We start from the raw sequence: 23,044 nt of genomic DNA, 5'->3' as shown, positions 1-23,044 counted from the left end.
GAAGGTGTGACAGTGATGTGCCGTAATGTAGCGGAATTCGTCCTGTAAGTCATGGTTTCATGCGACGATTTCTAACCAGACAGCTACGCACCCTGGTTTTGCTCGACGATCTGCATCAGATCCTGGCTATTCATAATGACATTCTTCCGGGCCAGGTACTGCGCTTCAACCTGGCTGAGAGAAACCTTCTGTCCACGCTGAACGAGCATGATGTAGGCCTCGGTTACGAGTTTCACGTTCGACCCACGAAGCCGCATACCCAGTATCTGAAAGACGGATGCCTTACCGCCGGACATCAAGACTTGCAACCAAGGGCGAAAGATACTGAAAAAGGTCGATACCCAATAAAGAACGACCGCCAAGAGAAGCCCCGACAGCAGACCGAAGATAAAGCTTTTTGCGTCCATTGAGCCGCCTCGGCGAGAAGTGTTGCACCACCATGCCTGATGATACCTCAGCAAGAGGGGAGATAAAATCAAACGCCAAAATTCGCGTGTCGCTTGGCAATTGACTACGATACGCTCAGTACTTCCCCCCCCGATCTCATCCGCGAGAGTTACGATGCTGAATATTCGCCCAGTCTTAATTTTCTCTTTCCTGCTATTGTTTGTTTCATCTGTTTTCGCTGTGCCGCCGGTAGGCAAACCTTCCATCTATAAGACGGTCGACGGACGCGAACTCAAGCTGTATGTCACCAAGCCAGAGCAGTGGAAGAAGACGGATAGCCGGCCGGCGATTGTTTTCTTTCATGGTGGCGGCTGGGTTGGAGGTGCCCCAGGGCAGTTTACCGAACACAGCAAGCACCTGGCCGAGCAAGGTATGGTCGCCATTCAGGTCGAATACCGGTTGCTCGACCGCAAAAACGACGATCCACCGGTAACGTGCACAGAGGATGCATTGGACGCCATGCGATGGGTTCGCTCGCACGCGAAGCAGTTAGGCATCGACCCGAGTCGCATCGCGACGGCAGGCGGCTCGGCAGGGGGTCATCTGGCGGCTTATCTCGGCACGGTCGACCAAGAGAAACAAGACGTGTCGACCAAGCCCAACGCAATGGTGCTGTTCAATCCGGTCTACGACAACGGCCCCGATGGCTGGGGACAGAAACGGGTCAAAGATCGCTTCCAGGAATTTTCGCCGGCCCACAACATCAGCGCCGACGATCCGCCGTCGATCGTGTTTCTCGGCTCCAAAGACAATTTGATCCCAGTCTCGACAGCCAAGCGGTTTGAGCAAGAGATGAAAGCGGCTGGGGTCATCAGCGAACTTCGTGTCTACGAAGGACAAGGGCATGGTTTCTTCAACCACAGTCGGGATAATCATCGTTGGTACAACGAGACAGTCCAAGAGATGGACAAATTTCTCGGCTCGCTCGGATGGGTTTTAACCGATAGCAAATAGCCGGCTAAGGTTGGATGGGGATTCGCTCGTGGAGGGGCGCATCTCCTCGGATCATCTTTGCCCCTTCGCCGGTCAGGCGAAGGTACCAATCGGATGGCAGCCCTTCGTAGGTCGCACAATTGGCTTCCAATGGCGGATCGTTGGTCACTTTGAAGATCGCGGTGGCCTCGTCGACTTCGTCAAACATGGCGACGTAGGCCATTCCGCTTCCAAGTTTCTTCGCCGCGACAAACTGTTCCCAGAAGAATGCACCGCCGCGACGTGGGATGGTGTCTCTTTGAGCCAAGGGGCCTTTTAGGTTCGTCCAGTTGAAACCGGGATAGATGACCGGCAGAAACTTGGTGCCAGCTTGTTGGGCTGTGGCGAGATCTTCTTTCCAGACATGCGTGTGGGCGATCTTATCTCCGCCGCGCATTTCGATATTGCCGACATTCCAGGGGCTGATCACGTCCAACTTGCCAAACGCAGAGGTCCAACTCTGGCTGGTCTCGCTACGCCAATTATTAGGTACACCACCGATGACCGTCGCGCGATAAGGTCCTTCTTCGTGAAAGAAGTCGATCAGCTGATGGGCAATATCGGCTGAGAAGCGATCGGGATAGAGCCCCCAGATGAAGACGACCGGCAGTCCATCGTGATCGAGATAGCGCTCGTCCCGTGTTACTTTTCGCTCGTCGCAAAGCTGTTTCCAATCGTCGGTCAGACGCCCCACGATCCGTTCGGAAGGGTAGCCTGATAAATCGTAGCAAACGGCAAACGTTCGCCCGGACTCTTCGGCTGAAGTACGTACGTGATCGAGAATCGTATCGAAGGATGGTTGCCGCAAATTGACTAAAAAACGCTGCACAAACACACCATCGATGCCATACTGCTGCATCCATTGAAAATGCCGCTCGATCGTTTTCTGATGCACGCTGCTGTACAGATACGCGGGCGTTCCGCCTGGATACTTCATGCCGGGAACAGCATACTTTTCCGTCGGTGTAAACTCGGACAGATCAGGCCACATCTGGAAGGTTATCGACTGCGGAGTGATCGTTGGTTGGCGGCTCCAGTGCATCCAGTGCAAGTTGGTTCCGTCTTCGGGACAGCGGAACCAGGCTTGATAGCCACACAGGACCTTGCCATCGAGCGTGGTCGCATTCACCGGTTGCGACTGTTGAGCGAAGAGATCGCTCGCCGAGCAGCTGATCGCGACCAAGCACAGCACGACCAGCAACCGACCAAGCGAGCAGGGCAGGGAAGGGGTTGCCCAAGTTTGCATAGCGAATCCTTCAAGGTCCAAGTCAAAGCGGTTTGTGGGTGCCACGGCTGAACGAGCCAGCCGTGGATCTGTCGCACCCTGTGGCGTTACTTACGCGCGGCCACCGCTTTGATTGTACCACTGGGGATGCTAGAGATCTTCTTTTCCCCAGGCTCTGCCACTTGTTTGCCGACGATCCGGTCGGGGGTTTCTTCGGCTGTCTTGGGTGCTTGAAGCGATTCGAGGAATTTGAGCAACGCGACTTGCTCTCGTTCGTGGAGCTGAGCAAAGTTTGCCCGCGAGGCCAACGCTTCTCCTCCGTGCCATTCAATGGCTGCACGAAGTGTTGTCGCGCGACCATCATGCAGGTAAGGGGCCGAATCGGCAACGCCCCAGAGCGGCGGGGTGCGATATTCCTTGAAGTGGTTTTGTTCTTCAACGGTATAGTACGTTTCAGTCGCTCGAATCGGATCGGCACCATAGTACGACGGCATCGTCACGCCTGCGGTGACTCTGGTAACCTTAATCTTCTTCGCCGGAATGGGGTCTTCAAATTCCGGTCCCATATCATGCAACAGGAAGTCAGAGAAGACGCCACTTAGCTGTCCGACATCCTGCACGTGGCACTCGGCACAACCGATCGCATCGAAAAGCACGGCTCCCTGATTCACGTAGCTACGCTCGTTGGGATCTTCCGGCAGGACCTGCTCAGGACGCGGCAGCGAGCGAACGAAGGCAACCAACTGGTCGGTTTGCTCCGCAGTAAGATCGATTCCGCTGAGTTGGTAGTCGGGTTTAAGTGGATCTTTCGATTGGTTCATCTCTTGAACCTGGAGCCCGACCTCGGCGGCACAGGCACCTTTGACGAAAAGGTCTAAATCTTCCAGTTGTCCACGCCAGCCAAATCGCCCCGTAAAGCGGCCGGAAACACCTTTGTTGCTTTGCAGTTGCTGCTGGGCGATCGCTTCGATATCGCCATCGTCGATTAACGTATCGATTAAATGCGTTCCGAAAAGCTGGGGCGGGTTACGCTCGGCCAGGGCATATTGCATATCGCGTTGGTTGATCACCAGCTTCAACGGCAAGAGGCTGATTTCCGAAATGCCACGACGATTGAGCATTCGCCGAACTCGGCTACGCGACTCGATCGTTTCTTCTAACGGCGTCGTTACCTTTTGGTGGGCCTCGGCGTACTCAGGCGTTGTGCTGTAGCGATGCAAAAGGATTCCGGTGAAATAGCGTCCCTCGGAATCGACAAACTCGGGATGCATTGTATTCAAGCGATTGAGGAACGTTTTGGCTGTTCGAGCGTTGAGCTTGCCAGGCTCCGGAACGATGGCCAGCATCTGAGCGTTGTGGTCTTTGGGGCCACTTCCTCCGACGCCTCCTTGGGCATGACACGCCACGCAGCTTGTCGCGTTGTACAGCGGCCCTAAGCCATCGCCGTTGGGACTTAGCTTGTCGTTGGGTTCCCACTGATGAACGAACAACTCGCGGCCGCGATCGACCATGTCGTCTGAAGCTGCAAACTGAGCGAACAGCGGCGAACTGATCGTGAGAAGAACGCCCAACGCAAGAAGTGACGTGATGCGAGTCATCTTAATTCCCTTTTCCAACAAAGCGACTCCGTAAGCTGAAGAGAGGGTTGCCTCCCCCTCTCTGTGTATGCGATTGCTTCCATGCTTGCAAACATTTTGCACAGACAACCGCATCCCATTTCACCGAGAGAAAACAGCACGCAATGCATCAACCGATCGCGATGAAAGTTACCGTAGCGCCGCGCCGTTATCTGCTACGCTATCGGTCAATTGCGGCGGTGCTTCTTGGGCATCTTGAGGGGCTTTGAGCGACTCCAGAAATTTGAGCAGGCTGAACTGTTTCTCTTCGCTCATTAGCGAGAACCGCCGGAACGACGAGTACGCTTCGCCACCGTGCCATTCAATCGCTGCTCGAAGTGTGGTCGCTCGGCCGTCATGCAGGTAAGGGGCCGAGTCGGCGACACCCCACAGCGGCGGCGTTTTGTACTCGGTGTGCTGCTCGGGGCCGACTTCCATTGTCTTGACCAGTTCAGTCGTGACAGCGCGGCGCCTCATGCCGTGATAACTGACGATGACATCCATCCGTTCGCGTTCGGTGAATTTCGCGACTGGCTCGGCCGGGATGGGGTCTTCAAATTGTTGCCCCATATGATGCAGTAAAAAGTCGGAGTAAACGCCGGAAACCGAACCCACATTTTCGACATGGCACTCGGCGCAGCCAATGTTGGCAAACAACTGTTTTCCCTCGGCGATCATCTTGCGTTGCTGCGGATCGTTGGGAAGCACCTGACTAGGCACGTCCAAGCTGCGCACGTATCGAATAAGATCGTCAATCTGAGCCTTGCTCAAGTCCGTTCCCTTCAAGGAATAATCTTGACGCAGAGGATCCTTCGTCTGCTCAAACTCGTGAACCTGAAGCCCAATCTCCGTCGCACATGCCCCCTTGATGAAAAGATCTAAGTCTCGCATCTGACCTCGCCAGCCGAACTTGCCGGCCAGGCGGCCTGAGACCCCGGTGCGGCTCGTCTCTTGAGCTTTGACGATGTTCTTGAGGTCGCCCTCGGTAATTCTGCGGTCGATGGCGTCGAGGCCAAACAGTTGCGGCGGGTTGCGTTCGGCCAAGGCATATTGCAGCTCGTCTTGATAGGTCACCAGTTTAAGCGGCAGGGCATCGACTGGGCGAATGTTGCGTTGACTAAGCATCCGCCGAATGCGCAGCCGAGAGTCGTAATTAGATGGCAGCGGTGTCGTGACCTCGTCATGGATGGCCGCGTAATCTGGGGTCGTGCTTTGCCGATGCAGCAGAACACCGAAAGAGAACTGATCCTTGTCGTCGACAAAATCAGGGTGCATCCCCTTCAAGCGTCCGAGAAAACTCTTGATCCCATCGTCGGTGAACTTGCCGGACTCTGGCAAGAAGGAAAGAAACTGTGCGTTGCGTTTGCTTTCGCCACTGCCACCGACCCCACCGAGCGAATGACACTCGACGCAGCTCGTCCCGTTAAACATCGGGCCCAAGCCGTCGCCCTGGGGGCTTAGCTCGTCTCCTGGCTTCCACTGGTGCAGAAACAGTTTTCTTCCTCGGACAACCGGGTCATCGTCGGCTTCGGCTTGAGCGAAAAGCGTATCGACCGACAAGAGAAAGAACGCGACAAGTAGCAGGGGGATGATTCGACTCACCAGAGTCTCCTTCACAACTGGCTGACACAAACATAGACGTTAGGTCCACCACTTGTTTAGGCCAACTCTGCAAAGGCAGCAACGAAATTGTCATGCCAATCGCAACTACTTTTGGGTCAGGTCGAATTCCAAGTGGTTCTCTCCCGCGTGTATCTCACAGGTTAATTGGCTGGTGGAAGGGTTGTTGTACCGCGCTGGTATCAGCGAGCTTTGGCCGGAACCCATGTAACCTTTGGGCAGCCTTGGCTGGTTTACATCGGGTGATGCAACGACAGCCGAGGCGACCTCGCTAGAGGAAGCGTATACGGCGACAGCAGCCTCACCGACGGCGACCCCGTCATTAGGCTCGAAGGTGGTGACGTCCGTGATTTTCCCGCCTTGAATCTTTCCCGTCGCTGGTCGAGCGTCTTTTACCTCGAAGATGATGGAGCCCTCGGAAACGGGCTTTCCCTCGAAGGTAACCGTGCCTCCGACAATTCCCATGGGAGGACGTCCAGATTCGGAACACCCCAACATCAGTCCCATCGCCAAGCAAATCACTACGTTTTGGACCATTCTTCACTCGCAATCTTCACAAAAACTATCTCGCATAGAGGACGGATATTTAGAATCTGCCCTTATCGACATTGCTTCAATCTCAGGTACAAGAGGCTTTAGTTAAGAGAGACAACTTCGCCCCCACTGCGTGAAGCAAAACCGCGGTACGTTTCGCCATCGATGGTATCTGCCAGGAAACGTACTGATCCGTCGGCCATTAGAAACAGTGCTCCTCCGGGGTGGAAACTGCGAAATCCGATCGATTCGTCCCAGCGTGGATTGGCTTGTGTGGGGATATCATCCTGCAGAGACTTGTTCATGAAATTGATAGGGTGGGCCGTGGTAGCGAACGATTGAGTGCCGAAGTTTTGGGTAATACAAAACGCTCCGACACATTCCCCTACACAGATGGTGTTGCTCAAACCGTCCGTAACATCGCGGAAATTGGCAGCCCAACCCCAGCGCCCGATCATGCCGCGAACCTGGGTGTTTGAACCGTTCACATTGCCATACACCGGGTCTTCTCCAACACCGGTCGAATTTCGATAGTCGCCAATGCAAGCCGCATAGTCTGTCTGTGATATGACCCAGGTCGGACCGGCAAAGTTTTCCTCTTCCAACACCTCTTCGCCGAACGGATCGGAAGGACAGAGAAATGCTGGCTGCACCTCCCGAATGATATCGATATTGGTTCCCTGCCATGAATTGATACTGAAATCGAGTTGATCATAGGCATTCCCCATTTCCATGAATGCCATCATGCGAGGCTGCCAACCCCAACGATTAGCATGATGGCTTCCATAAGGGAGTCGCGAAAAGGTGTCGTGGTAATTGTGTAGCGCCAGCCCAATTTGCTTCATGTTATTGGTGCACTGAATTCGTCGAGCCGCTTCGCGGGCTTGTTGCACGGCCGGCAACAAAAGAGCGATGAGTACACCGATAATCGCAATCACAACCAGCAGTTCTACAAGCGTAAAACCGCGTTGCGCCGTACGAACACATACCATGAGACGACCTTCCAGAGAAGGGTGAATTGAAGAGATGGAAGTGCTGCGGAGCCCAGCATGCGGTTACACTGCCCACTGAGTCACCCGATTTGCAAACTATAAAGACCTAGAGCAATCGATGCAACAATATTTCCGGAAATCTAAATCATTTACTAGCGCCACTCCTCTTGGTAGCCACGACAGCGAGAAAACCTAGAATGAACGCAATGAAATGTCTGCTGCTTCCCTCTTGAAGAACATCCTGAGGTCTTTGCGATGCCACAATACAATCCACTCAACGACGCCGAGCGGCATGTGATTCAAAACAAGGGGACCGAACGCCCGTTTGCCGGCGAGTACACCGACCTGAAAGCCGACGGTACGTTCATCTGCCGGCAGTGCAATTTGCCTATCTATCACTCGGGAGACAAGTTCCCCAGTGGCTGCGGCTGGCCAAGCTTTGACGAGCATCTTCCCGATGCCGTGCAGCGCGTGCCGGACGCGGATGGACGTCGAATTGAAATAGTGTGCGCTAACTGCGAAGGGCACCTGGGGCATGTCTTCGAAGGAGAAGGGTTCACCCCCAAGGATACGCGTCACTGCGTGAATTCAATTTCAATGCGATTCATTGCCGACGGCGAACATCTGCCGGAAGTCATTCGCTCTAAGTAAACGATACTCTCCTTGATCGACCTTACTTCGTGCGCGGCACTCTTGACTAACGGCCCTGCGTGGGCATGGCAGCTGCGATGCATATTATGCATAATAGCCCCCTGCATCATGCACTATCTGCATTAACCAGGCATCGCAGGGCAAGCCAATGGAAATCGAGCAGCTTCAACAATTTCTCAAAGTCGCCGAGCTGGGTAACTTTACGCGTGCAGCCGAATGCCTGACGATCTCGCAGCCGGCGCTCAGTCGCTCGATTGCCCGGCTTGAGGAGGTTCTCGGGCAGCCGCTGTTCGAGCGACAATCGCGCAAAGTCACGCTGACCGATGCGGGGCATCTGCTACTTCCCAGGGCACATCGCATCGTGGCGTTGGTCGAAGACACCAAGGCCGAGATTTCCGACGACGGCGAAAGTGGACGAATTCGCCTGGGCGCGATCCCGACGATCGCACCGTTCTTCTTACCGGAGATGCTCAGTCCGTTTGCCGAGTCGTTTCCTAAGGCGCAGCTGACCGTTCAGGAAGACACGACCGACAATCTGCTGCGGCGCTGCCAACAAGGCGAAATCGATCTGGCGATCTTGGCGCTACCCATTTCGGCCAAGCATTTGGAAGTCGAATCGCTGTTCGAAGAAGAACTGCTGCTGGTTCTGCCGGTCGATCACCCGCTGTGCGTGAAGAAGCAGATCAAGCTTTCTGACGTCGAGCCGTACCCGTTTATTCTGCTGGACGAAGCACACTGTTTATCGGACAACATTGTGACCTTCTGCCGGCACCGCTCGTTCAATCCCGTTTCGGTCGAACGGACCAGCCAATTGGCAACCGTGCAGGAACTGGTTTCCTTGCGGCATGGCGTCTCCATGATTCCGCAAATGGCCGAGCAACTCGATGCGAGCAAGCGTCGCATTTACCGATCGTTGACGGGTACGAAGCCGACACGCACGATTGCAATGATTTGGAACCCATATCGATTCCAGTGCAAACTCTTGGACCGCTTCAAGGAGCACGTTCGTCAGTTTGCCCACGCTTTTCCGTCGAAGTCGGTTTAAGACTCAGGCTCGTCATTGTCAGGGAAGTGAAACCGCTCGAACGTGCCGATCACCACCAACGTGACCATTGCCAAAGCTATGGCCATGATGCCAAGACCATAGTATCCCATGCCGCAGGCAACCCCCGTAGCTGCGGCGACCCAAATGGATGCTGCGGTGGTCAGTCCGCGGACGTCTCCGCGTGACTCGATAATGGAACCGGCCCCTAGGAAACCGACGCCGCCGATGACTCCCGCGATGATTCTAAACAGATCGGCCTGAAGCCAGGAAGGCTCGGCTTGGCCAAGCGATTCGGTGTAGTGCAGGCCAGTCAGGACGAACGTTGCCGCTCCCAGCGAAACCATCATGTGCGTACGCAGACCAGCAGGTTTCGCCTGGCGTTCTCGCTCCCAGCCCAACGCGGCACCACACAGGGTTGCCAATAGCAGCCGTAAGAAAGACTCTATGTTCCACACCGACAAAGTCGAGAGGATTGTAATTTCGTCCATCGCTTTCACCCACCATTTCTTACCGGCAACTTAGATACGCTCCCTATTTTCCTGCAGAAACGATGCCAAGCTATCACATAATCTTCGTATTTTAAACGAGCATTGCCGGGCACCACGGCTGGCTTGTCTTGCTGTGCAAGCAGGTTACAGGCAAACCACTGTTGAGCAAGTTTGAAATGACGCCCCAACAATCGCAGCAAGAGTTGTCTGCGCACGAGAAAAGGGTTTCCTGCGAAACCCTTTTCAGTGGAGAGCACCCAATGTCGATCCGACAAATGTTTACAAGTCGCGTGTTGACCTGATTGCGCGGAGTTCTTCGCGAAGCTGGCGTACCTCTTGCTCGAGATCCCGCACACGACGGCTCAACGAATCGACTTGTTCCTGCGTGGCGATTCCCCCAGGTATTTCGCCACCTCCTTCGATGGCTCCCATGGCCTTCTGCAACATCCGCAGGGCAGGGCGGTCGTCGCCGTAACTAGGGTCGCTACCCGGACCAGGCTGCGGCGGCAACGTCTGCGGATCGCCAAAGAAGAGCTGCGTCGACTCCATGCGATTGCCGTAGTAATAGTTGACCGGAATCATTCGATCGGCGGGTGAACTGCGAACCAATTGAATCAGCCCGACGGCATCGTCGACACGTCGGCCATCATACGCAACGATCACGGCTCCGACCGGAAGATTGGCTTGAGCGGCAACACTGCCTTGGCTGACGCTCTCGACATAGGCGCCGCGACGAACCGAAACACCCGTTTGGGCCCGGATCTGATCGGTCAGCGGCACCACACGAACGCCGAGAATACGGGGTGAGTTATCGACCTGCGGAGGCGGAAGCGGATCGACCGGCCGCGGCATGTTGCCTTCGACTTCTAACGGATCGTAAGGGGCCGGCAGCCCCGCTTGCGTCCCCTGGGGAGGGACTTCGGCTTGCCGGCTGCCCAGAGTAAGATCCATTTCGATCGATTTTACCATGTTGTTTTCGTTGCGAATCGCCACGATTTGGATCATGTCGCCAGGCTTCTTCTGGTTCAACCAGGTTCCTAGCTTCTGGAGCGACTCGAATCCTAAGCCGTTGATCGAGGTGATGCGATCTCCCTTCTTCAGACCGGCCTTTTCGGCAGGTCCGTCTGCGTTCACTTGCGTCACCAGAAGCCCTGGCCTCTGGTTGGGATCGGCGTCGTTCACGGCCGTATCAAGCATAGCCCCGAGATAAGGTTGCTGGTCCACGGGCTCAGGCACCGGTGGGACCGGACGATCAGGGCGATTTTGTTGGACTTGGTTGAGAATGTCTCCGAGTCGATCCAAAGCTCCTTGAGCCATGACCGATTGGGGCGTGAGGAGGAGAATCCCTCCCAAAACGATGGACATTCCAAGCAAATAGCGCGTCCGCATATGATCCTCCTTCTCGGGTGCGGTCAGAACGCCGTAGCGTCTGACCAATTGACGTTGTCGCTGTTATTGTCTCGCATCCTCCCCAAGAAGGAAAGCGAATCCTGCCCAAACTGGCGGCAAAATCCATGAAGACACGAGCGAGCCTCACTGTTACGCTAACGCATATGAACGCCGACCATCAAGATTATCCAGATATTGGTGCTGCCTCGCCGGACCATTACGGTGCCGCGCTGTGGTTGGCAACCGGTGGCCGTTCGCGGCATGCCCATCGAGGACGGGTTACCGCGCTACTCGCGGCAGAAAAGCAAGGCAAAATCAGTTTCGACGGGCTCATGACCGCGACACGTGGCAATCGGGTCGTTGCTTCGATTTGGTGTTTGATTCAACCAGGAAAGATCGGGTCAGTATGGGGGCCGGGCATCCTTTCCGAAGAATCGGACTCGACGGCCGACTTGCTCGTGCGAAAAGCGATTCAGTTCGGCAAGCAGCACGGATGCCACCTCTTACAAAGCCTGGTCGGGCAGGAAAACCCGACCGCTGGCAAGTTGCTTGTACGGAGCGGATTTCAATCGATCACACTATTAAGCCATCTCGAGGCGCTCACCGAAGATGTTCACGCAGAGCCTCCTCGCGGTGACCTGCAATTTCAACGTTGCGATGATTTTCAGTCCGAGGCATTTCGCAGTTTGATTGCCCAAACCTACGACAATAGTCTCGACTGCCCCGAACTGGACGGCTTGCGAGACGTCGAGGATGTCTTGGACGGCTACTATGCCACCAGTGGTCTGTCGACTGACCATTGGTACACGCTCGAGCACGGTAGTGAGACGATCGGTGTCGTCATTACTGCCCATCATGTCGAACCTCAGCAATTGGAGCTGATTTACTTTGGCCTAACCCCACGCTTTCGGCGGATGGGTCTGGGGAGCGAGATGATTCGTTTTGTCCTGGAACTAGCCCAATCCATGGGTTGCCGATCCACCATTACGGGGGCCGACCAACGAAACACCCCGGCGATGGCACTCTATCGCGAGTTCGGGTTTCAACAGGCCGAAGCCAAAGAGCTGTACCTGCTTCCACTTCGTTTGTCGAATGCTGCTGTGGCGTGAACACGCTTAAGCCATGTTTACCGTCCCTTCTAACATTCTTAATGAAGCGTGACCAAACGTGTCCTGGCCCGTTCCAGACCGCAAACCTTCTGTAAAGTGTTACTGAGTAAGAGAATAAGAGGACGCGAGGGTAAAGTCTTGAGTCTGATTTGTCAGGATTCGACAATTTATCCACGCCTGTGTTCAGATCGTGTTAGAAAATGGAAAGCCGCAGCTCACAGCGAATCTCCGGGAAATCGCGGGCATTCGGCAAGTCGGAAATGTCCCCTTCGCTTTTTTTCTGCCAGGGTGCTACCGAGAGGTTTGACAGGGGTGCTAGCTTGCCTACAATCATCCTCCACGCGGTTAATGATGCCGCCTGTATTTGCCTCTCTCCTGTCTGGGGCTGAAGGACGATTTTCGGATTGAAAATCGGCAATTCAGCTCGCTGAAAGAGTCAGCCTGTGGTCACGGAAGACATCGAAATTCTGCCCGCGTTGCGTCTTGCAATGATTGAGAGGGTAGGACAAGATCGCTTCGAACTTTGGTTCGGTACGAATAACACCCAGCTCCGTTTGAGCGAGGGATGTTTGTTGATCGAATCGACGAGTCGAATGAATCTCGACTTCCTCCGTAAGAACTTCCACGAGGCAATTCGTCAGGCCCTTTCCGACGTGCAATTGCCTGGGCATCAAGTTGTCTATCGCGAAGGATTGGCTCCAGCGACCAAAACGCCTGCACCATCCGCCCCTCAAGCGGCGAAAAAGACACCACCGGCAGCTTCCAGCCTGCAACCGACTCGCAGTTCGTCGAACAGTTCGGCGATTATCCAACGCCGACGGTTTGCTTCGCTGAAGGACTTTGTGGTCAGCGATTGCAACGCAATGGCCAAAACGGCAGCCACCATGGTGCTGCAGCAACCGGGACAGATTTCGCCCCTTTATATTCATGGTCCATCCGGCAGTGGTAAGACCCACTTGCTGGAAGGTATCTATGGTCTGGCGCAACAAAAGAAGGAGCTAGGGCGGGTCGTGTATCTCTCGGCCGAGCAGTTCACGACCTATTTTCTGGAAGCGTTGCAATCTTCAGGCGTGGCCAGTTTCCGCCGCAAATATCGCGACGTTGGCGTGCTGATCATTGACGACGTCCACTTCTTTGCCGGCAAACGAGCTACCAAAACCGAACTACTTCATACACTCGATGCGATCACGCGGCGTGGCGGTCAGGTCGTTCTGGCAGGCAACCAACGCCCGACAGAACTGTCTGCCCTGGGAACGGAACTGGTCGCTCGTTTCTCCAGTGGATTGATCTGCAAAGTCGACCCGCTGGACGAAACCTGCAAAACGGCCATGATCCATCGCCTGGCCGAAAAACGAGACGTTCAGCTGACCGAAGCAATCGCCCACTGGCTAACCCGTCAGTTACCAGGCGAAGGTCGGCTTGTGTCCGGTGCAATCAATCGACTGTGGGCTTACTGTGCAGTAGAAGGAAACACGCTTTCCATCCCGGTACTGGAAAACCTACTGGCCGATCTTATCCCCCAACGCAGCAGCATGATGCGATTGGATGACGTCGAACAAGCTGTCTGCCACGTGTTTGGTGTCGATACGAAACTGCTTCGCTCGGCATCCAAATCACGCCGAGCCAGCAACCCTCGTATGCTGGCGATGTGGTTAGCCCGGAAACATACCGGGGCCGCTTTGTCGGACATCTGTTTGCACTTTCAACGTCGCAGTCATAGCACAGTGATTTCCGCCGAAAAGAAAGTAAATAAGTGGCTGGCCGAGGATTCGGTCGTTCAGATTGCCGATCGCTCTTTGAAAGCTCAAGAGGCGATTGAGCTAACCGAAGCCGAACTTCGCTCGAGACGATAAAACAAAAAACCCTGTCCCCTCTCCCTTACCAAGGGAGAGGGGACAGGATTTTTAGATCTCGGCCCACGGTACTATTCGTCTAAGATCTCAATCGATCGCCGTCTTATTTAAAGCCCCAGCGGCCGGCGTGTTTGTCGTGGTCGACTAGCTTAGCCATCTCGGGGCTGAGCGCGTAGTAGCTCGATGGACGGTTGATCTCTAGATCGATCTTCAACCGTGTATGGGGTACGTTCTGATCGATCACCGGGGCTGGCTCGACTCGCAAAACGCTGACGGGGTCGCCGTTCCATTTCACCATATAGAGCGACCCAGCGACATTGGGTTCCGACTCGAACTTGTAGTGCTCGGTGAGCATCGCGACCAGACGGCGTTCGTCTCCGGTCGTTCCATGGAAGGTAATTCGCTGTAGGACTTTTTCATGGTCGAAGTAGTAGGTCAGCGAGCCGGCAATGTCATCGACCCGAGAACCACTAACTAGCGGAACCCGTAATCCTTCCAGGCGAATATCAGAAAGCGTGGTGCTCACACGGGGCCACGTTTCCATGATCCAGCGCGGGCTCGCATTGAAGTTGATGAAGTGATCGAATTGCTGAAACACCGGCGCAGCAGACGGAGGGCCAAGCGGCTTCGTGGCGGAAGTCGAACTCGGAGCACTCACCAAATTTTGCCCGCCAGGATTGTCCTTGCCAGCTATGGAAGCCGCCGGAGCATCTTCCCCCGATGGCACAAGTTGGCTGGCCTTGTTCCAATAGGAACTGGCCGTCTCACGCACAGTGGGATCGTAATAGCTATACGGCACGCCAAAACTGGCGGCTGCGGCAACCCAAAACATGACCGTTCGACGAAACACAATCGACTCCTTCCCAATGATGATTCATCCAAAGTTATCATCGAATGCCAGACCCATCTCGCATGAAGGTGATGCCAGCACTTGCTAAGACCCGAGTCGTCGCCACATTTTTCGTAGACCTAAGAAATGCCATCTCCCGATCAATCGGAATCGCTTACCACATCGCAGTGGCTTGTCTCTGATGATGCCAAGTCATGGTTTGCCTGGCTAAGCGGCGTCGATACCAGCGCAATCGGAACACTTACCCGGCTTCGTCAGGAACTTAGTAGCGACCAAGCAGCGGCCCTTCTCAGCCAGGTCGAACTCCGCAAGCGAGCCATGCGCAAGTTCACCCACGCCGACGGTATGTTCTTTACCGACATCGGCCTACAGCAGTCCACCGGCCAAGAGATTGCCGCCTACAAAGCAAAGCGATTTCCGACTAACCAACCACTGGCCGACCTGTGCTGTGGGATCGGCGGCGATCTTATCGCGTTTGCCGGACGCGGCCCCACGACGGCGGTGGATGCTTCTGCCGATCACCTTTGTTTTGCCGAAGCGAACGTTTCTGCCCATGGCGCAAAGCTTGCCGGCACGCTCTGCGGATTGGCCGAAGAGACTCCGCTCGAAGCGTTCGCGGCTTGGCACATAGACCCGGATCGTCGGCACGAGGATCGTCGCACGATTCGCCTGGATAGTTTCAGCCCTAGCTTAAACCAGTTGGAAGCCATGCTGCGGCGCAACGGCAATGCCGCATTGAAACTTGCCCCGGCAAGCCGCCTGCCGGATGCCTGGGAAGCAGAGGGCCAATGCGAATGGATTACGCACCATCGCGAGTGCAAACAACTGATCGTGTGGCTGGGCGAGCTGGCGAAGAAACCGGCCACACGTACGGCAACCCGGATCGATCCTGCCGGTAAGGTCGACTTTTTCGAAGGCACCGTCCGTTATCCGGTTTCGTCGACGGAGCTTGGCCGCTACCTCTTCGATCCGGATCCCTCGCTGGTCGCTTCAGGCCTGGTCGATACGTTGGCCGAGAGTTTCCAACTGGCACGTCTATCGCCGGAGTCGCATTACTTGACCGGCAACGAGGCACTCGAGCACCCTTTGCTACAATCGTTCGAGGTGCTTGAGCAAGAGAAAGTGGATGCCAAGCGATTGAAGAAGGCCGTCGCCCAGGCCGAGTGGGGAACGCTGGAGCTCAAACAAAGAGGCCTCGAGCTGAAACTCGAGGCCATGCGGAAACAGCTTAAACCGCGCGGGAAAGGGGAGGGGACGATCGTCTTCACCCCGACTGTGGCAGGGAATCGAGCGATCCTCTGCCGCCGCGTCTCTTTCTAGGGCTCTACTCTTTACCGGGCGAGGCGAGCTTAAGCTCTTCTTCCTCAGCCGGCTTCGTGGCAGGATCGGCCAGGGTCGGAACGCCATCCATATCTCGTCGCTCAGGCTTGGAGGCCATCTTGGCCACAGGCTCTTCTAATTCAAACGTCTCCTGCTCGGCCGAGCCCTCGATCAGCTTGTCCCATGATTTGCCGTCAGCGACTTCTTCCTTCTTCGGCTTGGAGACAGGCTCCGCAGGCTTTGGCGTTGGCTTTAGCTTCTTCGGCGCCATGGGCACAGCAGCCACTTTCGCAGGGGCCTCTGGAATTAGCTCTTCGGTCATGCGGCCGAGGTAGTTCATCACGCTGGTTTCGCCCTGGAAACCAATGATCGTTTCATCGAGATCGAGTTGCTGTGACGCAACGCGTCCGGCTTCGATATCAAACTTAATCGTTCCCCGAGTCAGCTTCTGAATCAGCTCGACCTTGAGCATCGGGTCGTCGATAGGGGTGAGGATCTGAGTTTCGGTCGCGATAGTCGCGATACTGCCGCTGACACTCTGCAAACGGAAAACTTGCCGCGTCTTGATATGCTTTTGAGCACCATTGCCGGCACGCACGGTGATGTCATCCGGCGAATACCACGCAGCCCCGACAGCAACGGCATCGGCGGGCAGGATAGGCAAGATCTGTGATTCGCTACTGGGCGTACCGCCGAGTTGCTCTCGATCGACCAGACGGCCTTGTTGATCAACGGTAAGCTTTGCCAGCGGAACCCCCACGCTTTTGGCAGCTTCCGTATAGATGGCTGGGGGAACGTCGTCTTTGTCGCTATTGTAACGCTGCTCAGGCCGATCGGTGACCTTCTGCCACATGTCGATGTTTTCGACCGAGTGGATGAAGGTGGCGTCGCCTTGGGAGTTTACGTCTTGAACCTTCCAATTTTTGGTCGAGATGCTGCGTGACTGAGCCGTTTGGGTCGTTCCTTTGATCTTGGTCTCGACCGTGGAAAGATGCACCACCTTCGAGCGTATCACGTCACCAACGGCGAACTTGTATTCGAGTTTAACCTTGGTATCGTCGGCCATTGCCACAGTAGAAGTGGCAACCAGCAACGCGAGAGTCGCGAGCATTCTCATGATTTTGCATCCTTGCAGTTTGGGTCGTTTTCAAGCGAGCTTCGTTTTCAGCGGGGAGGATGGAAAACGAAACTTGGACAACTTATCTTCCGTGATCGATTTGACCGCCCCAGCCCAGCTTTTCGCGAAGCGTGCGGTAATAGTTATGGTCGTGCATGGCAACGAGCTTAAATCGCGGCTGGGCCTGATCGACGCGAACGCGGTGATCGCTGGTGATCGGGCTGAGCACTCGGCCGTCGACTACTACCGACATCGTTTTGTCCGATCCGCGTAAATGCATCTCGAAACAACGATCCCCCGTATCCACCACGCTTCGCATGGTTAACGTATGAGGGTTAATCGGACTAACGACAAAAGCCCGCAAGTCGGCCCGTAAAATCGGACCACCTGCCGACAGGTTATGGGCCGTGGACCCGACCGGCGTGCTAATGATTAAGCCGTCGCAGCTATATGATGTCGCTAATTGCGTATCCACGTAAAGATCAATCGTGCGGATTTGGAAGGGGGGCCCGCCGAGAAGTGCCATTTCGTTCAGGCCAATCCGCTCGGCAATGACTTCGTCGTCCTTGAGAACGCGGCACCGGAGCATCATATGCTCGATGATCTGACATTCGCCGGCACACAAACAGGCGAGCTGATCGACCACGTGCTCCGGCGTGAAAGCCGCCAGAAACCCGAGCTTGCCCATGTTCACGCCGACGATGGGGATTTGTTGGTCTCCCATGCTGCGGGCAGCCCCGAGGATCGAGCCATCGCCACCCAGCACAATCGCGAAATCCGCTTCGATTTCCGAGAGGTCGGCTTCCCACGCGAGATCGGTGTGCACGATATCGGCATATTTAGGCAAAAGATGAGAAAGTCGTTCGGCTTCCTCTTCCACGTGAGGACGATTGCCGGCTCCGAGCAGCAGGACTCGCGGCTTTTCTTTCCCAGCCCAGGGCGGTTCTTTCGGGGAAGCAGGGTCGACGGTGGTCATCGCTGTTGCCCCCTCTGCCTTGAAGGGAGAGGGTTAGGGTGAGGAATTTTGGTGTGCCAACAGAGTTAAGACCAGCAGGCGAATGCCGTTCAAAACACTACTGATCTTTGAATCTCATAGCTCATCCACCCGTCACCTTAGCCATTTCCCCAGGGAGGGGCAGGGGACCGGAGAAGGAGCTTAATGCTGGGAGGAAATCTCATCGTGGGCGGCGGCCAACTCTCGGCATACCTGGGCAATGCCCAAGGAATCGAGCTGTAGTTCGGCCAGGATTTCCGCTCTATCTCCATGTTGTACAAAGAGATCGGCAATTCCTAGTCGTTTTACGTGACTTGCGTCGATTCCGGCCTCATTCGCCGTTTCGAGCAGGGCACTGCCGAAACCGGTCATCAACGCCGCTTCTTCAACGGTGACGACGAACGGCGACTCTTTCAGAATCGGCAAGATCGTCTCGCTGTCGATGGGCTTGGCGAAACGAGCATTGACCAGCGTCACGTCGATACCGTCTTTGGCCAGCAGTTCAACGGCCTTCTTGGCTTCGGCCAGTTGTGTCCCGTAACAAATGACCGCGCCATCGCTTCCTCGCTTAAGAACTTCGGCCTTGCCTAGTTCAATCGGTTGGCGATCGCGGGCGATGTTCTCGGCGTTGGTTTTGGGATAACGAATCGCGGTCGGGTGATCGACCGAGACCGCAAACGAGACCATCTCGGTCAATTCGTCCGCGTCACCAGGAGCCATCACAATCATATTGGGGAACAACCGCATGTAGCCGATATCGTACATGCCGTGATGCGTTGGGCCATCCGCCGCCGTAATACCGGCTCGGTCCATCGTGAAGACGACCGGCAAGTCTTGCAAAGCGACTTCCTGGAAGACCTGATCGAAGCTGCGCTGCAGGAACGTGCTGTAGATGTTCACAATCGGACGCAGCCCAGCTTTGGCCTGACCAGCCGCAAACGCGACGGTGTGCGACTCGCAAATGCCGGTATCGAAGAAGCGATCGCCGAACTCATCACGCAGCGGTTCCATCTTCGTCCCTTGGCACATGGCCGCAGTCATGATGGTAACGCTCTGGTTCTTCCGCATCACATCGGCAATCGCATCGCGTGCGTAGTTGGTATAGGCCTTCGAGCCTCCGCTCGTCTTAGGAGCTTCGCCGCAATCTTCGCTTTTACGAAGGACTGGAGGAGTGTGGTAATAGACCGGATCCTCGGCAGCCGGATCGTACCCGTGCCCCTTTTCCGTTACCACGTGCAAAAGGGTAGGGCCCTTCTGCGTCTTGACCATTTCCAGGTACTTCCGCAGAAGCTGTATGTTATGACCATCGATGGGACCAATGTAATTGATGCCCAATTCTTCGAAGAGCATGCCTCCGTGCAGCCCCGCTTTGACCCCTTCTTTAAGCTGAGCCAGGAAGCGTTCGGTTGGATCGCCGAAGACCGGCACCATGTTCAGCGCTTTGACGACTTCGTTTTTGAAACCGGTGTAGAACGGATTCATCCGCAGACGGTCGAAGTAGTCCGCCACACCGCCAACGCGGGGACAGATCGACATTTTATTGTCGTTCAAGATGATGAGCAGATTGCCGTTCAAGACCTTCGCGTTATTGAGCGCCTCGAAGACCATCCCACTGGGGAACGCCCCGTCGCCGATCACCGCTACCGAATGACGATCGGAATTGCCATTTAAGAAGTCGCCGCTGGCCAGTCCCATGACCGTCGAAACACTGGCCCCAGCGTGACCGGTCATGAAGAGATCGTACTCACTTTCATGCGGGTTGGGATAACCCATCAGGCCCCCCTTGGTCCGCATGGTGTTGAATTGGTCGTACCGTCCGGTGACCAACTTGTGCGGATAAACCTGGTGCCCGGTATCCCAGATCAAGCGGTCCTGCGTGAAGTCGAACGTCCGGTGCAGGGCAATGCAAAGCTCGACCACGCCCAGGTTCGAGGCGAAGTGTGCCGTTCGGGTGGCAACCAAATTGCAGAGGACTTCCCGGATCTCGACCGCTAACTGATCCAGTTGTGCGGCGTTGAACCCTGTTAGGTCTTCTGGTGATTTGATGGTGGGAAGTAGTTCCGCCATGGCGATTAGTGATTCCTTTCGAGCACGTAATGAGCCAGGGAAATGAGGGAGTCGCCTCCACTGGGGAGTTTGGCAGCCGCTTCACATGCCTGATGGATTAATTGTTCCGCTTTTCGCCGGCTCTCTTCAATCCCCCAGACCCCCGGGAAGGTCATTTTGCCTTTATCGGCGTCCTTCCCCACGCGTTTGCCCATCGACTTTTCATCTCCCTGAACGTCCAACAGGTCGTCCGTGATTTGAAAAGCCAATCCCAGGCAATCGCCATACTTGGTCAGAAGGGACAACAGGGCGTTGTCCGCCCCGGCAACGATTCCCCCCAGGCGAAGCGAAATGGTGATCATCGCTCCAGTCTTTCGCCGATGGATGGCCGCCAGATCGTCGGCCGTTCCGTCGAGTTTCTCAAATCGGAGGTCATCGACCTGTCCACCGACCAGTTGGCTGGCACCGGCGGCATGGGTTAATTCGCGAAGGCATTGCCGAGATTGCTCGGGATCGATGATTTCGGTCGCTAAAATTTCGAATGCCCGTGTCAGTAAGGCATCGCCTGCCAAGATCGCCGTTGCTTCGTCAAACTGGCGATGACAAGTTGGCCGACCACGGCGCAAGTCATCGTCGTCCATCGCTGGTAGATCGTCATGAATCAGCGAATACGCATGAATCATTTCGACCGCACAAGCCGGTGCGATGGCTCTCTTTACGTCAGAACCGCAAGCTTCGGAGGCCAATAACGCCAAGACCGGTCGCAACCGCTTACCGGGGGCGAGCAAACTGTAGCGAATTGCTTCGCGCAGTCGGTCGGGGCAATCGTGGTCGAACTCCGTTAGTCGGGTTAGAGCCGCGTCGATTTCGGGGCGAAGTCGCTCGGAAACTTCCCGAAAGGTCTCGGTCGACACTTCGGCCATTCTCAATCCTGGGTCGTCATAGGGAATATGGGCAATCGCGGCATGATATTCGGCGGCCTCCAAGCCGCATCCCGCTGCAACATCCTATTTTAGAACAACTTGCGATCGTCGTCCACGTTATCCAAGCCTGATTTGCCCTCAGATTTTTTGGGACTCCCCCTCCGCCGAGCCCGTGATTGAGCTTTCTCGTCGAGGGACATTTCCTCGTCCTCGAACGGCTGGGTGACGGGATTTCCTTCCGCATCTACGCCTGAAAGAAGTTCGATCTTACGTTCGGTTACCTTGAGAACGCCGTGACACTGCTTGAGAACCTCGATCCCACGCTGATATTTTTCGAGCGCAGCATCCAGGCCTAACTGTCCTGCTTCTAGCTGCTGGACAATCTGCTGCAGTTCTTCCAGGCCCTCTTCAAACTTGGGGGCCGGTTGTTCTTCACTTTGCTTCTTCTTGGCCAATGGTTGTTCCTTGTTTGCTTTCACTGGACGCGGCTTCGGATGCGGCCTTTTTCCAGGATGGTTTCAATTTCGTCCCCCGGCTGAACTTGAGACGGATCGCGCAGGACCTGCTCGTTGGCGTTGCGCGTTACCGAATATCCTCGCGAAAGCACTGCCAGCGGTGACATAGCTTCCAGTTGAGCGGCTCGCCGGGCCAACGCTTCCTGAGCTTGCTGCAAGCGGTGACGCATGACGCGAGTAGCGGCGGCGTCCAGTTCATCGAGCGTTCGCTGATGGTCGTGCACCATCTCGAAGGGATGGGTTAGCACGCGGCTGCGAGAAAGTAATTCTAACTTGGAAGCGGCGCGGTCGTAGGTTGCCCTTAAACCGGTGGCCAAACGCGATTGCATTCCATTCAACCGGTCTTGGATTTCCAGCATCGATGGCACTGCCAACTCGGCCGCTTCGCTGGGGGTTAGCGCTCGTTTGTCTGCGGCAAAGTCAGCGAGGGTAACGTCGATCTCGTGCCCGACGGCGGAGATGGTCGGAATGCTCGATTCGGCGATTGCCCGTACGACCATCTCTTCATTGAAGCACCATAGGTCTTCCATGCTTCCGCCACCACGTCCCACCACCAAGACATCGGGGCGAACGGCAAGTTGATTGGCTCGCTTGATGCCTGCGGCAATTTCTGCGGCGGCACCATCCCCCTGAACGCGGGCTGGGATAATCAGCACCTCGACATTGCGCCACCGCCGATTCATCACTTCCAGAAAGTCGCGAACGGCGGCCCCGGTCGGGCTCGTTACGAACGCGATGCGTTTGGGAAACTTTGGAATCGGTCGTTTACGGTCTGCCTCGAAAAGTCCTTCTGCGGCCAGCTTCTGCTGCAATTGTCGCAGCTTGAGTTGCAGTGAACCGACCCCTCGCGGCTCGATATCGCGGATCACCAATTGGTAACTTCCGCGCGGCGGGTAAACATCGAGCTGCCCATGGCACAAGACTTCCTGGCCATCTTCCAAATCAAAAGGAAGCTTAGTGGCCGTGTTACGCCAGATGACGCCGCGGATCTGGGCATCGTCATCCTTCAAGGTCAGATAAATATGCCCTGAGCGAGGCTGCGACAGATTCGAGATTTCACCGGAAACCCACACCGGCGGTATGGTCATTTCCAGCGTTCCCTGAATCAGGGCCGTCAGCTGGGAAACAGATAAGACCGGCGGCTTCTCGCCGGGGCCATCCCATTGTGCGGTTCCGGCGTCCATGTCGATCGTAAAACTTTGAAAAATACCATTTCTTGTGCACCGTGCGAGGCCTCGATGATAGAACAGTTTTCGAGAAACCGGAAGGGTCGGCACTAACGAGGGAGGACAGAACGAACCCCGCAGACTAATATATAAATGTGCGCAACCTGCCTTA

Annotated in this window: 21 protein-coding genes; 6 read left to right on the top strand and 15 right to left on the bottom strand. The window is 55.5% G+C overall.

The window, feature by feature from the left end; genetic code table 11:
• Window positions 1–83 precede the first annotated feature (83 nt).
• A complete protein-coding gene (locus HOV93_RS15770) occupies window positions 84–407 on the bottom strand; it encodes a flotillin-like FloA family protein (protein ID WP_207397466.1) in 324 nt (107 codons plus the stop codon).
• Between the two features lie 154 nt (window positions 408–561).
• On the opposite strand from HOV93_RS15770, the gene HOV93_RS15765 reads away from it, so the two are divergent.
• Window positions 562–1,401 (top strand): alpha/beta hydrolase, encoded by an 840-nt coding sequence (locus tag HOV93_RS15765; protein WP_207397465.1) that lies wholly within the window; start codon window positions 562–564, stop codon window positions 1,399–1,401.
• A gap of 4 nt (window positions 1,402–1,405) precedes the next feature.
• On the opposite strand, the gene HOV93_RS15760 is transcribed toward HOV93_RS15765, so the two are convergent.
• From HOV93_RS15760 to HOV93_RS15740, 5 genes are all read right to left on the bottom strand, one after another.
• Complete coding sequence (locus HOV93_RS15760; RefSeq protein ID WP_207397464.1) at window positions 1,406–2,665, bottom strand: glycoside hydrolase family 71/99-like protein; 1,260 nt, start codon at window positions 2,663–2,665, stop codon at window positions 1,406–1,408.
• Window positions 2,666–2,751: 86 nt separating this feature from the next.
• The gene (locus HOV93_RS15755) at window positions 2,752–4,242 is read right to left on the bottom strand and encodes a di-heme oxidoredictase family protein (RefSeq protein WP_207397463.1); all 1,491 of its coding nucleotides are present in this window, start codon (window positions 4,240–4,242) and stop codon (window positions 2,752–2,754) included.
• 168 nt (window positions 4,243–4,410) lie between these two features.
• Window positions 4,411–5,862 carry a di-heme oxidoredictase family protein gene (locus HOV93_RS15750; RefSeq protein ID WP_207397462.1) on the bottom strand — a complete coding sequence of 484 codons (1,452 nt, stop codon included), beginning with the start codon at window positions 5,860–5,862 and terminating at the stop codon, window positions 4,411–4,413.
• A gap of 105 nt (window positions 5,863–5,967) precedes the next feature.
• Window positions 5,968–6,417, bottom strand: a complete 450-nt coding sequence (locus HOV93_RS15745) for a hypothetical protein (RefSeq protein WP_207397461.1) — start codon at window positions 6,415–6,417, stop codon at window positions 5,968–5,970.
• 98 nt (window positions 6,418–6,515) lie between these two features.
• A complete protein-coding gene (locus tag HOV93_RS15740; protein ID WP_207397460.1) occupies window positions 6,516–7,406 on the bottom strand; it encodes a DUF1559 domain-containing protein in 891 nt (296 codons plus the stop codon).
• Between the two features lie 255 nt (window positions 7,407–7,661).
• On the opposite strand from HOV93_RS15740, the gene HOV93_RS15735 reads away from it, so the two are divergent.
• Window positions 7,662–8,057 carry a methionine-R-sulfoxide reductase gene (locus HOV93_RS15735; RefSeq protein WP_207397459.1) on the top strand — a complete coding sequence of 132 codons (396 nt, stop codon included), beginning with the start codon at window positions 7,662–7,664 and terminating at the stop codon, window positions 8,055–8,057.
• A gap of 148 nt (window positions 8,058–8,205) precedes the next feature.
• The gene (locus HOV93_RS15730) at window positions 8,206–9,102 is read left to right on the top strand and encodes a LysR family transcriptional regulator (RefSeq protein WP_207397458.1); all 897 of its coding nucleotides are present in this window, start codon (window positions 8,206–8,208) and stop codon (window positions 9,100–9,102) included.
• Here the strand turns inward: HOV93_RS15730 and HOV93_RS15725 are convergent.
• Together HOV93_RS15725 and HOV93_RS15720 are read right to left on the bottom strand one after the other, a co-directional pair.
• Window positions 9,099–9,590: an MgtC/SapB family protein gene (locus HOV93_RS15725; RefSeq protein ID WP_207397457.1), complete on the bottom strand. Its 492-nt coding sequence runs from the start codon at window positions 9,588–9,590 to the stop codon at window positions 9,099–9,101. The two genes, HOV93_RS15730 and HOV93_RS15725, sit on opposite strands and share 4 nt — an antisense overlap.
• Window positions 9,591–9,869: 279 nt before the next feature.
• Window positions 9,870–10,979: a PDZ domain-containing protein gene (locus HOV93_RS15720; RefSeq protein WP_207397456.1), complete on the bottom strand. Its 1,110-nt coding sequence runs from the start codon at window positions 10,977–10,979 to the stop codon at window positions 9,870–9,872.
• 125 nt (window positions 10,980–11,104) lie between these two features.
• Here HOV93_RS15720 and HOV93_RS15715 point away from each other — a divergent pair, with 125 nt between their 5' ends.
• Both HOV93_RS15715 and HOV93_RS15710 read left to right on the top strand, forming a co-directional pair.
• On the top strand, window positions 11,105–12,088 hold the full coding sequence (locus HOV93_RS15715; protein WP_207397455.1) for a GNAT family N-acetyltransferase: 984 nt from the start codon (window positions 11,105–11,107) through the stop codon (window positions 12,086–12,088).
• A 572-nt stretch (window positions 12,089–12,660) separates the two neighbouring features.
• Complete coding sequence (locus HOV93_RS15710) at window positions 12,661–13,941, top strand: DnaA/Hda family protein (RefSeq protein WP_207397454.1); 1,281 nt, start codon at window positions 12,661–12,663, stop codon at window positions 13,939–13,941.
• Between the two features lie 103 nt (window positions 13,942–14,044).
• Here HOV93_RS15710 and HOV93_RS15705 read toward each other — a convergent pair whose 3' ends face one another.
• Window positions 14,045–14,791, bottom strand: coding sequence for a DUF6690 family protein (locus tag HOV93_RS15705; RefSeq protein ID WP_207397453.1), 747 nt, complete (start codon window positions 14,789–14,791; stop codon window positions 14,045–14,047).
• Between the two features lie 126 nt (window positions 14,792–14,917).
• Here HOV93_RS15705 and HOV93_RS15700 point away from each other — a divergent pair, with 126 nt between their 5' ends.
• Window positions 14,918–16,111, top strand: coding sequence for a class I SAM-dependent methyltransferase (locus HOV93_RS15700; protein WP_207397452.1), 1,194 nt, complete (start codon window positions 14,918–14,920; stop codon window positions 16,109–16,111).
• A 4-nt stretch (window positions 16,112–16,115) separates the two neighbouring features.
• Here the strand turns inward: HOV93_RS15700 and HOV93_RS15695 are convergent, their stop codons facing one another.
• The 6 genes from HOV93_RS15695 to xseA all read right to left on the bottom strand — a co-directional run bounded on the left by HOV93_RS15695 (window position 16,116) and on the right by xseA (window position 22,890).
• Window positions 16,116–17,228, bottom strand: a complete 1,113-nt coding sequence (locus tag HOV93_RS15695; protein WP_207397451.1) for a hypothetical protein — start codon at window positions 17,226–17,228, stop codon at window positions 16,116–16,118.
• Between the two features lie 82 nt (window positions 17,229–17,310).
• Window positions 17,311–18,204: an NAD(+)/NADH kinase gene (locus tag HOV93_RS15690; RefSeq protein WP_207397450.1), complete on the bottom strand. Its 894-nt coding sequence runs from the start codon at window positions 18,202–18,204 to the stop codon at window positions 17,311–17,313.
• A gap of 180 nt (window positions 18,205–18,384) precedes the next feature.
• Window positions 18,385–20,289, bottom strand: a complete 1,905-nt coding sequence (dxs, locus tag HOV93_RS15685; protein WP_207397449.1) for a 1-deoxy-D-xylulose-5-phosphate synthase — start codon at window positions 20,287–20,289, stop codon at window positions 18,385–18,387.
• A 5-nt stretch (window positions 20,290–20,294) separates the two neighbouring features.
• Window positions 20,295–21,254, bottom strand: a complete 960-nt coding sequence (locus tag HOV93_RS15680) for a polyprenyl synthetase family protein (protein WP_235990425.1) — start codon at window positions 21,252–21,254, stop codon at window positions 20,295–20,297.
• Between the two features lie 26 nt (window positions 21,255–21,280).
• Window positions 21,281–21,646 (bottom strand): exodeoxyribonuclease VII small subunit, encoded by a 366-nt coding sequence (xseB, locus tag HOV93_RS15675; RefSeq protein ID WP_207397448.1) that lies wholly within the window; start codon window positions 21,644–21,646, stop codon window positions 21,281–21,283.
• A 20-nt stretch (window positions 21,647–21,666) separates the two neighbouring features.
• The gene (xseA, locus tag HOV93_RS15670; RefSeq protein ID WP_207397447.1) at window positions 21,667–22,890 is read right to left on the bottom strand and encodes an exodeoxyribonuclease VII large subunit; all 1,224 of its coding nucleotides are present in this window, start codon (window positions 22,888–22,890) and stop codon (window positions 21,667–21,669) included.
• Window positions 22,891–23,044 lie beyond the last annotated feature (154 nt).

The sequence above is a fragment of the Bremerella alba genome, assembly GCF_013618625.1.
Lineage (GTDB): Bacteria > Planctomycetota > Planctomycetia > Pirellulales > Pirellulaceae > Bremerella > Bremerella alba.
The sequence above is the reverse complement of the archived record's forward strand: the minus strand, read 5'-3'. Positions and strand labels throughout refer to the sequence as shown.

Excerpts from the sequence above, each read along its gene's own strand:
- HOV93_RS15700 (WP_207397452.1), top strand. The coding sequence starts at position 14,918 with ATGCCATCTCCCGATCAATCGGAATCGCTTACCACATCGCAGTGGCTT.
- HOV93_RS15690 (WP_207397450.1), bottom strand. The coding sequence starts at position 18,204 with ATGACCACCGTCGACCCTGCTTCCCCGAAAGAACCGCCCTGGGCTGGG.
- dxs (WP_207397449.1), bottom strand. The coding sequence starts at position 20,289 with ATGGCGGAACTACTTCCCACCATCAAATCACCAGAAGACCTAACAGGG.
- HOV93_RS15720 (WP_207397456.1), bottom strand. The coding sequence starts at position 10,979 with ATGCGGACGCGCTATTTGCTTGGAATGTCCATCGTTTTGGGAGGGATT.
- xseA (WP_207397447.1), bottom strand. The coding sequence starts at position 22,890 with ATGGACGCCGGAACCGCACAATGGGATGGCCCCGGCGAGAAGCCGCCG.
- HOV93_RS15725 (WP_207397457.1), bottom strand. The coding sequence starts at position 9,590 with ATGGACGAAATTACAATCCTCTCGACTTTGTCGGTGTGGAACATAGAG.
- HOV93_RS15735 (WP_207397459.1), top strand. The coding sequence starts at position 7,662 with ATGCCACAATACAATCCACTCAACGACGCCGAGCGGCATGTGATTCAA.
- HOV93_RS15765 (WP_207397465.1), top strand. The coding sequence starts at position 562 with ATGCTGAATATTCGCCCAGTCTTAATTTTCTCTTTCCTGCTATTGTTT.
- HOV93_RS15770 (WP_207397466.1), bottom strand. The coding sequence starts at position 407 with ATGGACGCAAAAAGCTTTATCTTCGGTCTGCTGTCGGGGCTTCTCTTG.
- HOV93_RS15695 (WP_207397451.1), bottom strand. The coding sequence starts at position 17,228 with ATGAGAATGCTCGCGACTCTCGCGTTGCTGGTTGCCACTTCTACTGTG.
- HOV93_RS15740 (WP_207397460.1), bottom strand. The coding sequence starts at position 7,406 with ATGGTATGTGTTCGTACGGCGCAACGCGGTTTTACGCTTGTAGAACTG.
- HOV93_RS15755 (WP_207397463.1), bottom strand. The coding sequence starts at position 4,242 with ATGACTCGCATCACGTCACTTCTTGCGTTGGGCGTTCTTCTCACGATC.
- HOV93_RS15745 (WP_207397461.1), bottom strand. The coding sequence starts at position 6,417 with ATGGTCCAAAACGTAGTGATTTGCTTGGCGATGGGACTGATGTTGGGG.
- HOV93_RS15730 (WP_207397458.1), top strand. The coding sequence starts at position 8,206 with ATGGAAATCGAGCAGCTTCAACAATTTCTCAAAGTCGCCGAGCTGGGT.
- HOV93_RS15715 (WP_207397455.1), top strand. The coding sequence starts at position 11,105 with ATGAAGACACGAGCGAGCCTCACTGTTACGCTAACGCATATGAACGCC.
- HOV93_RS15760 (WP_207397464.1), bottom strand. The coding sequence starts at position 2,665 with ATGCAAACTTGGGCAACCCCTTCCCTGCCCTGCTCGCTTGGTCGGTTG.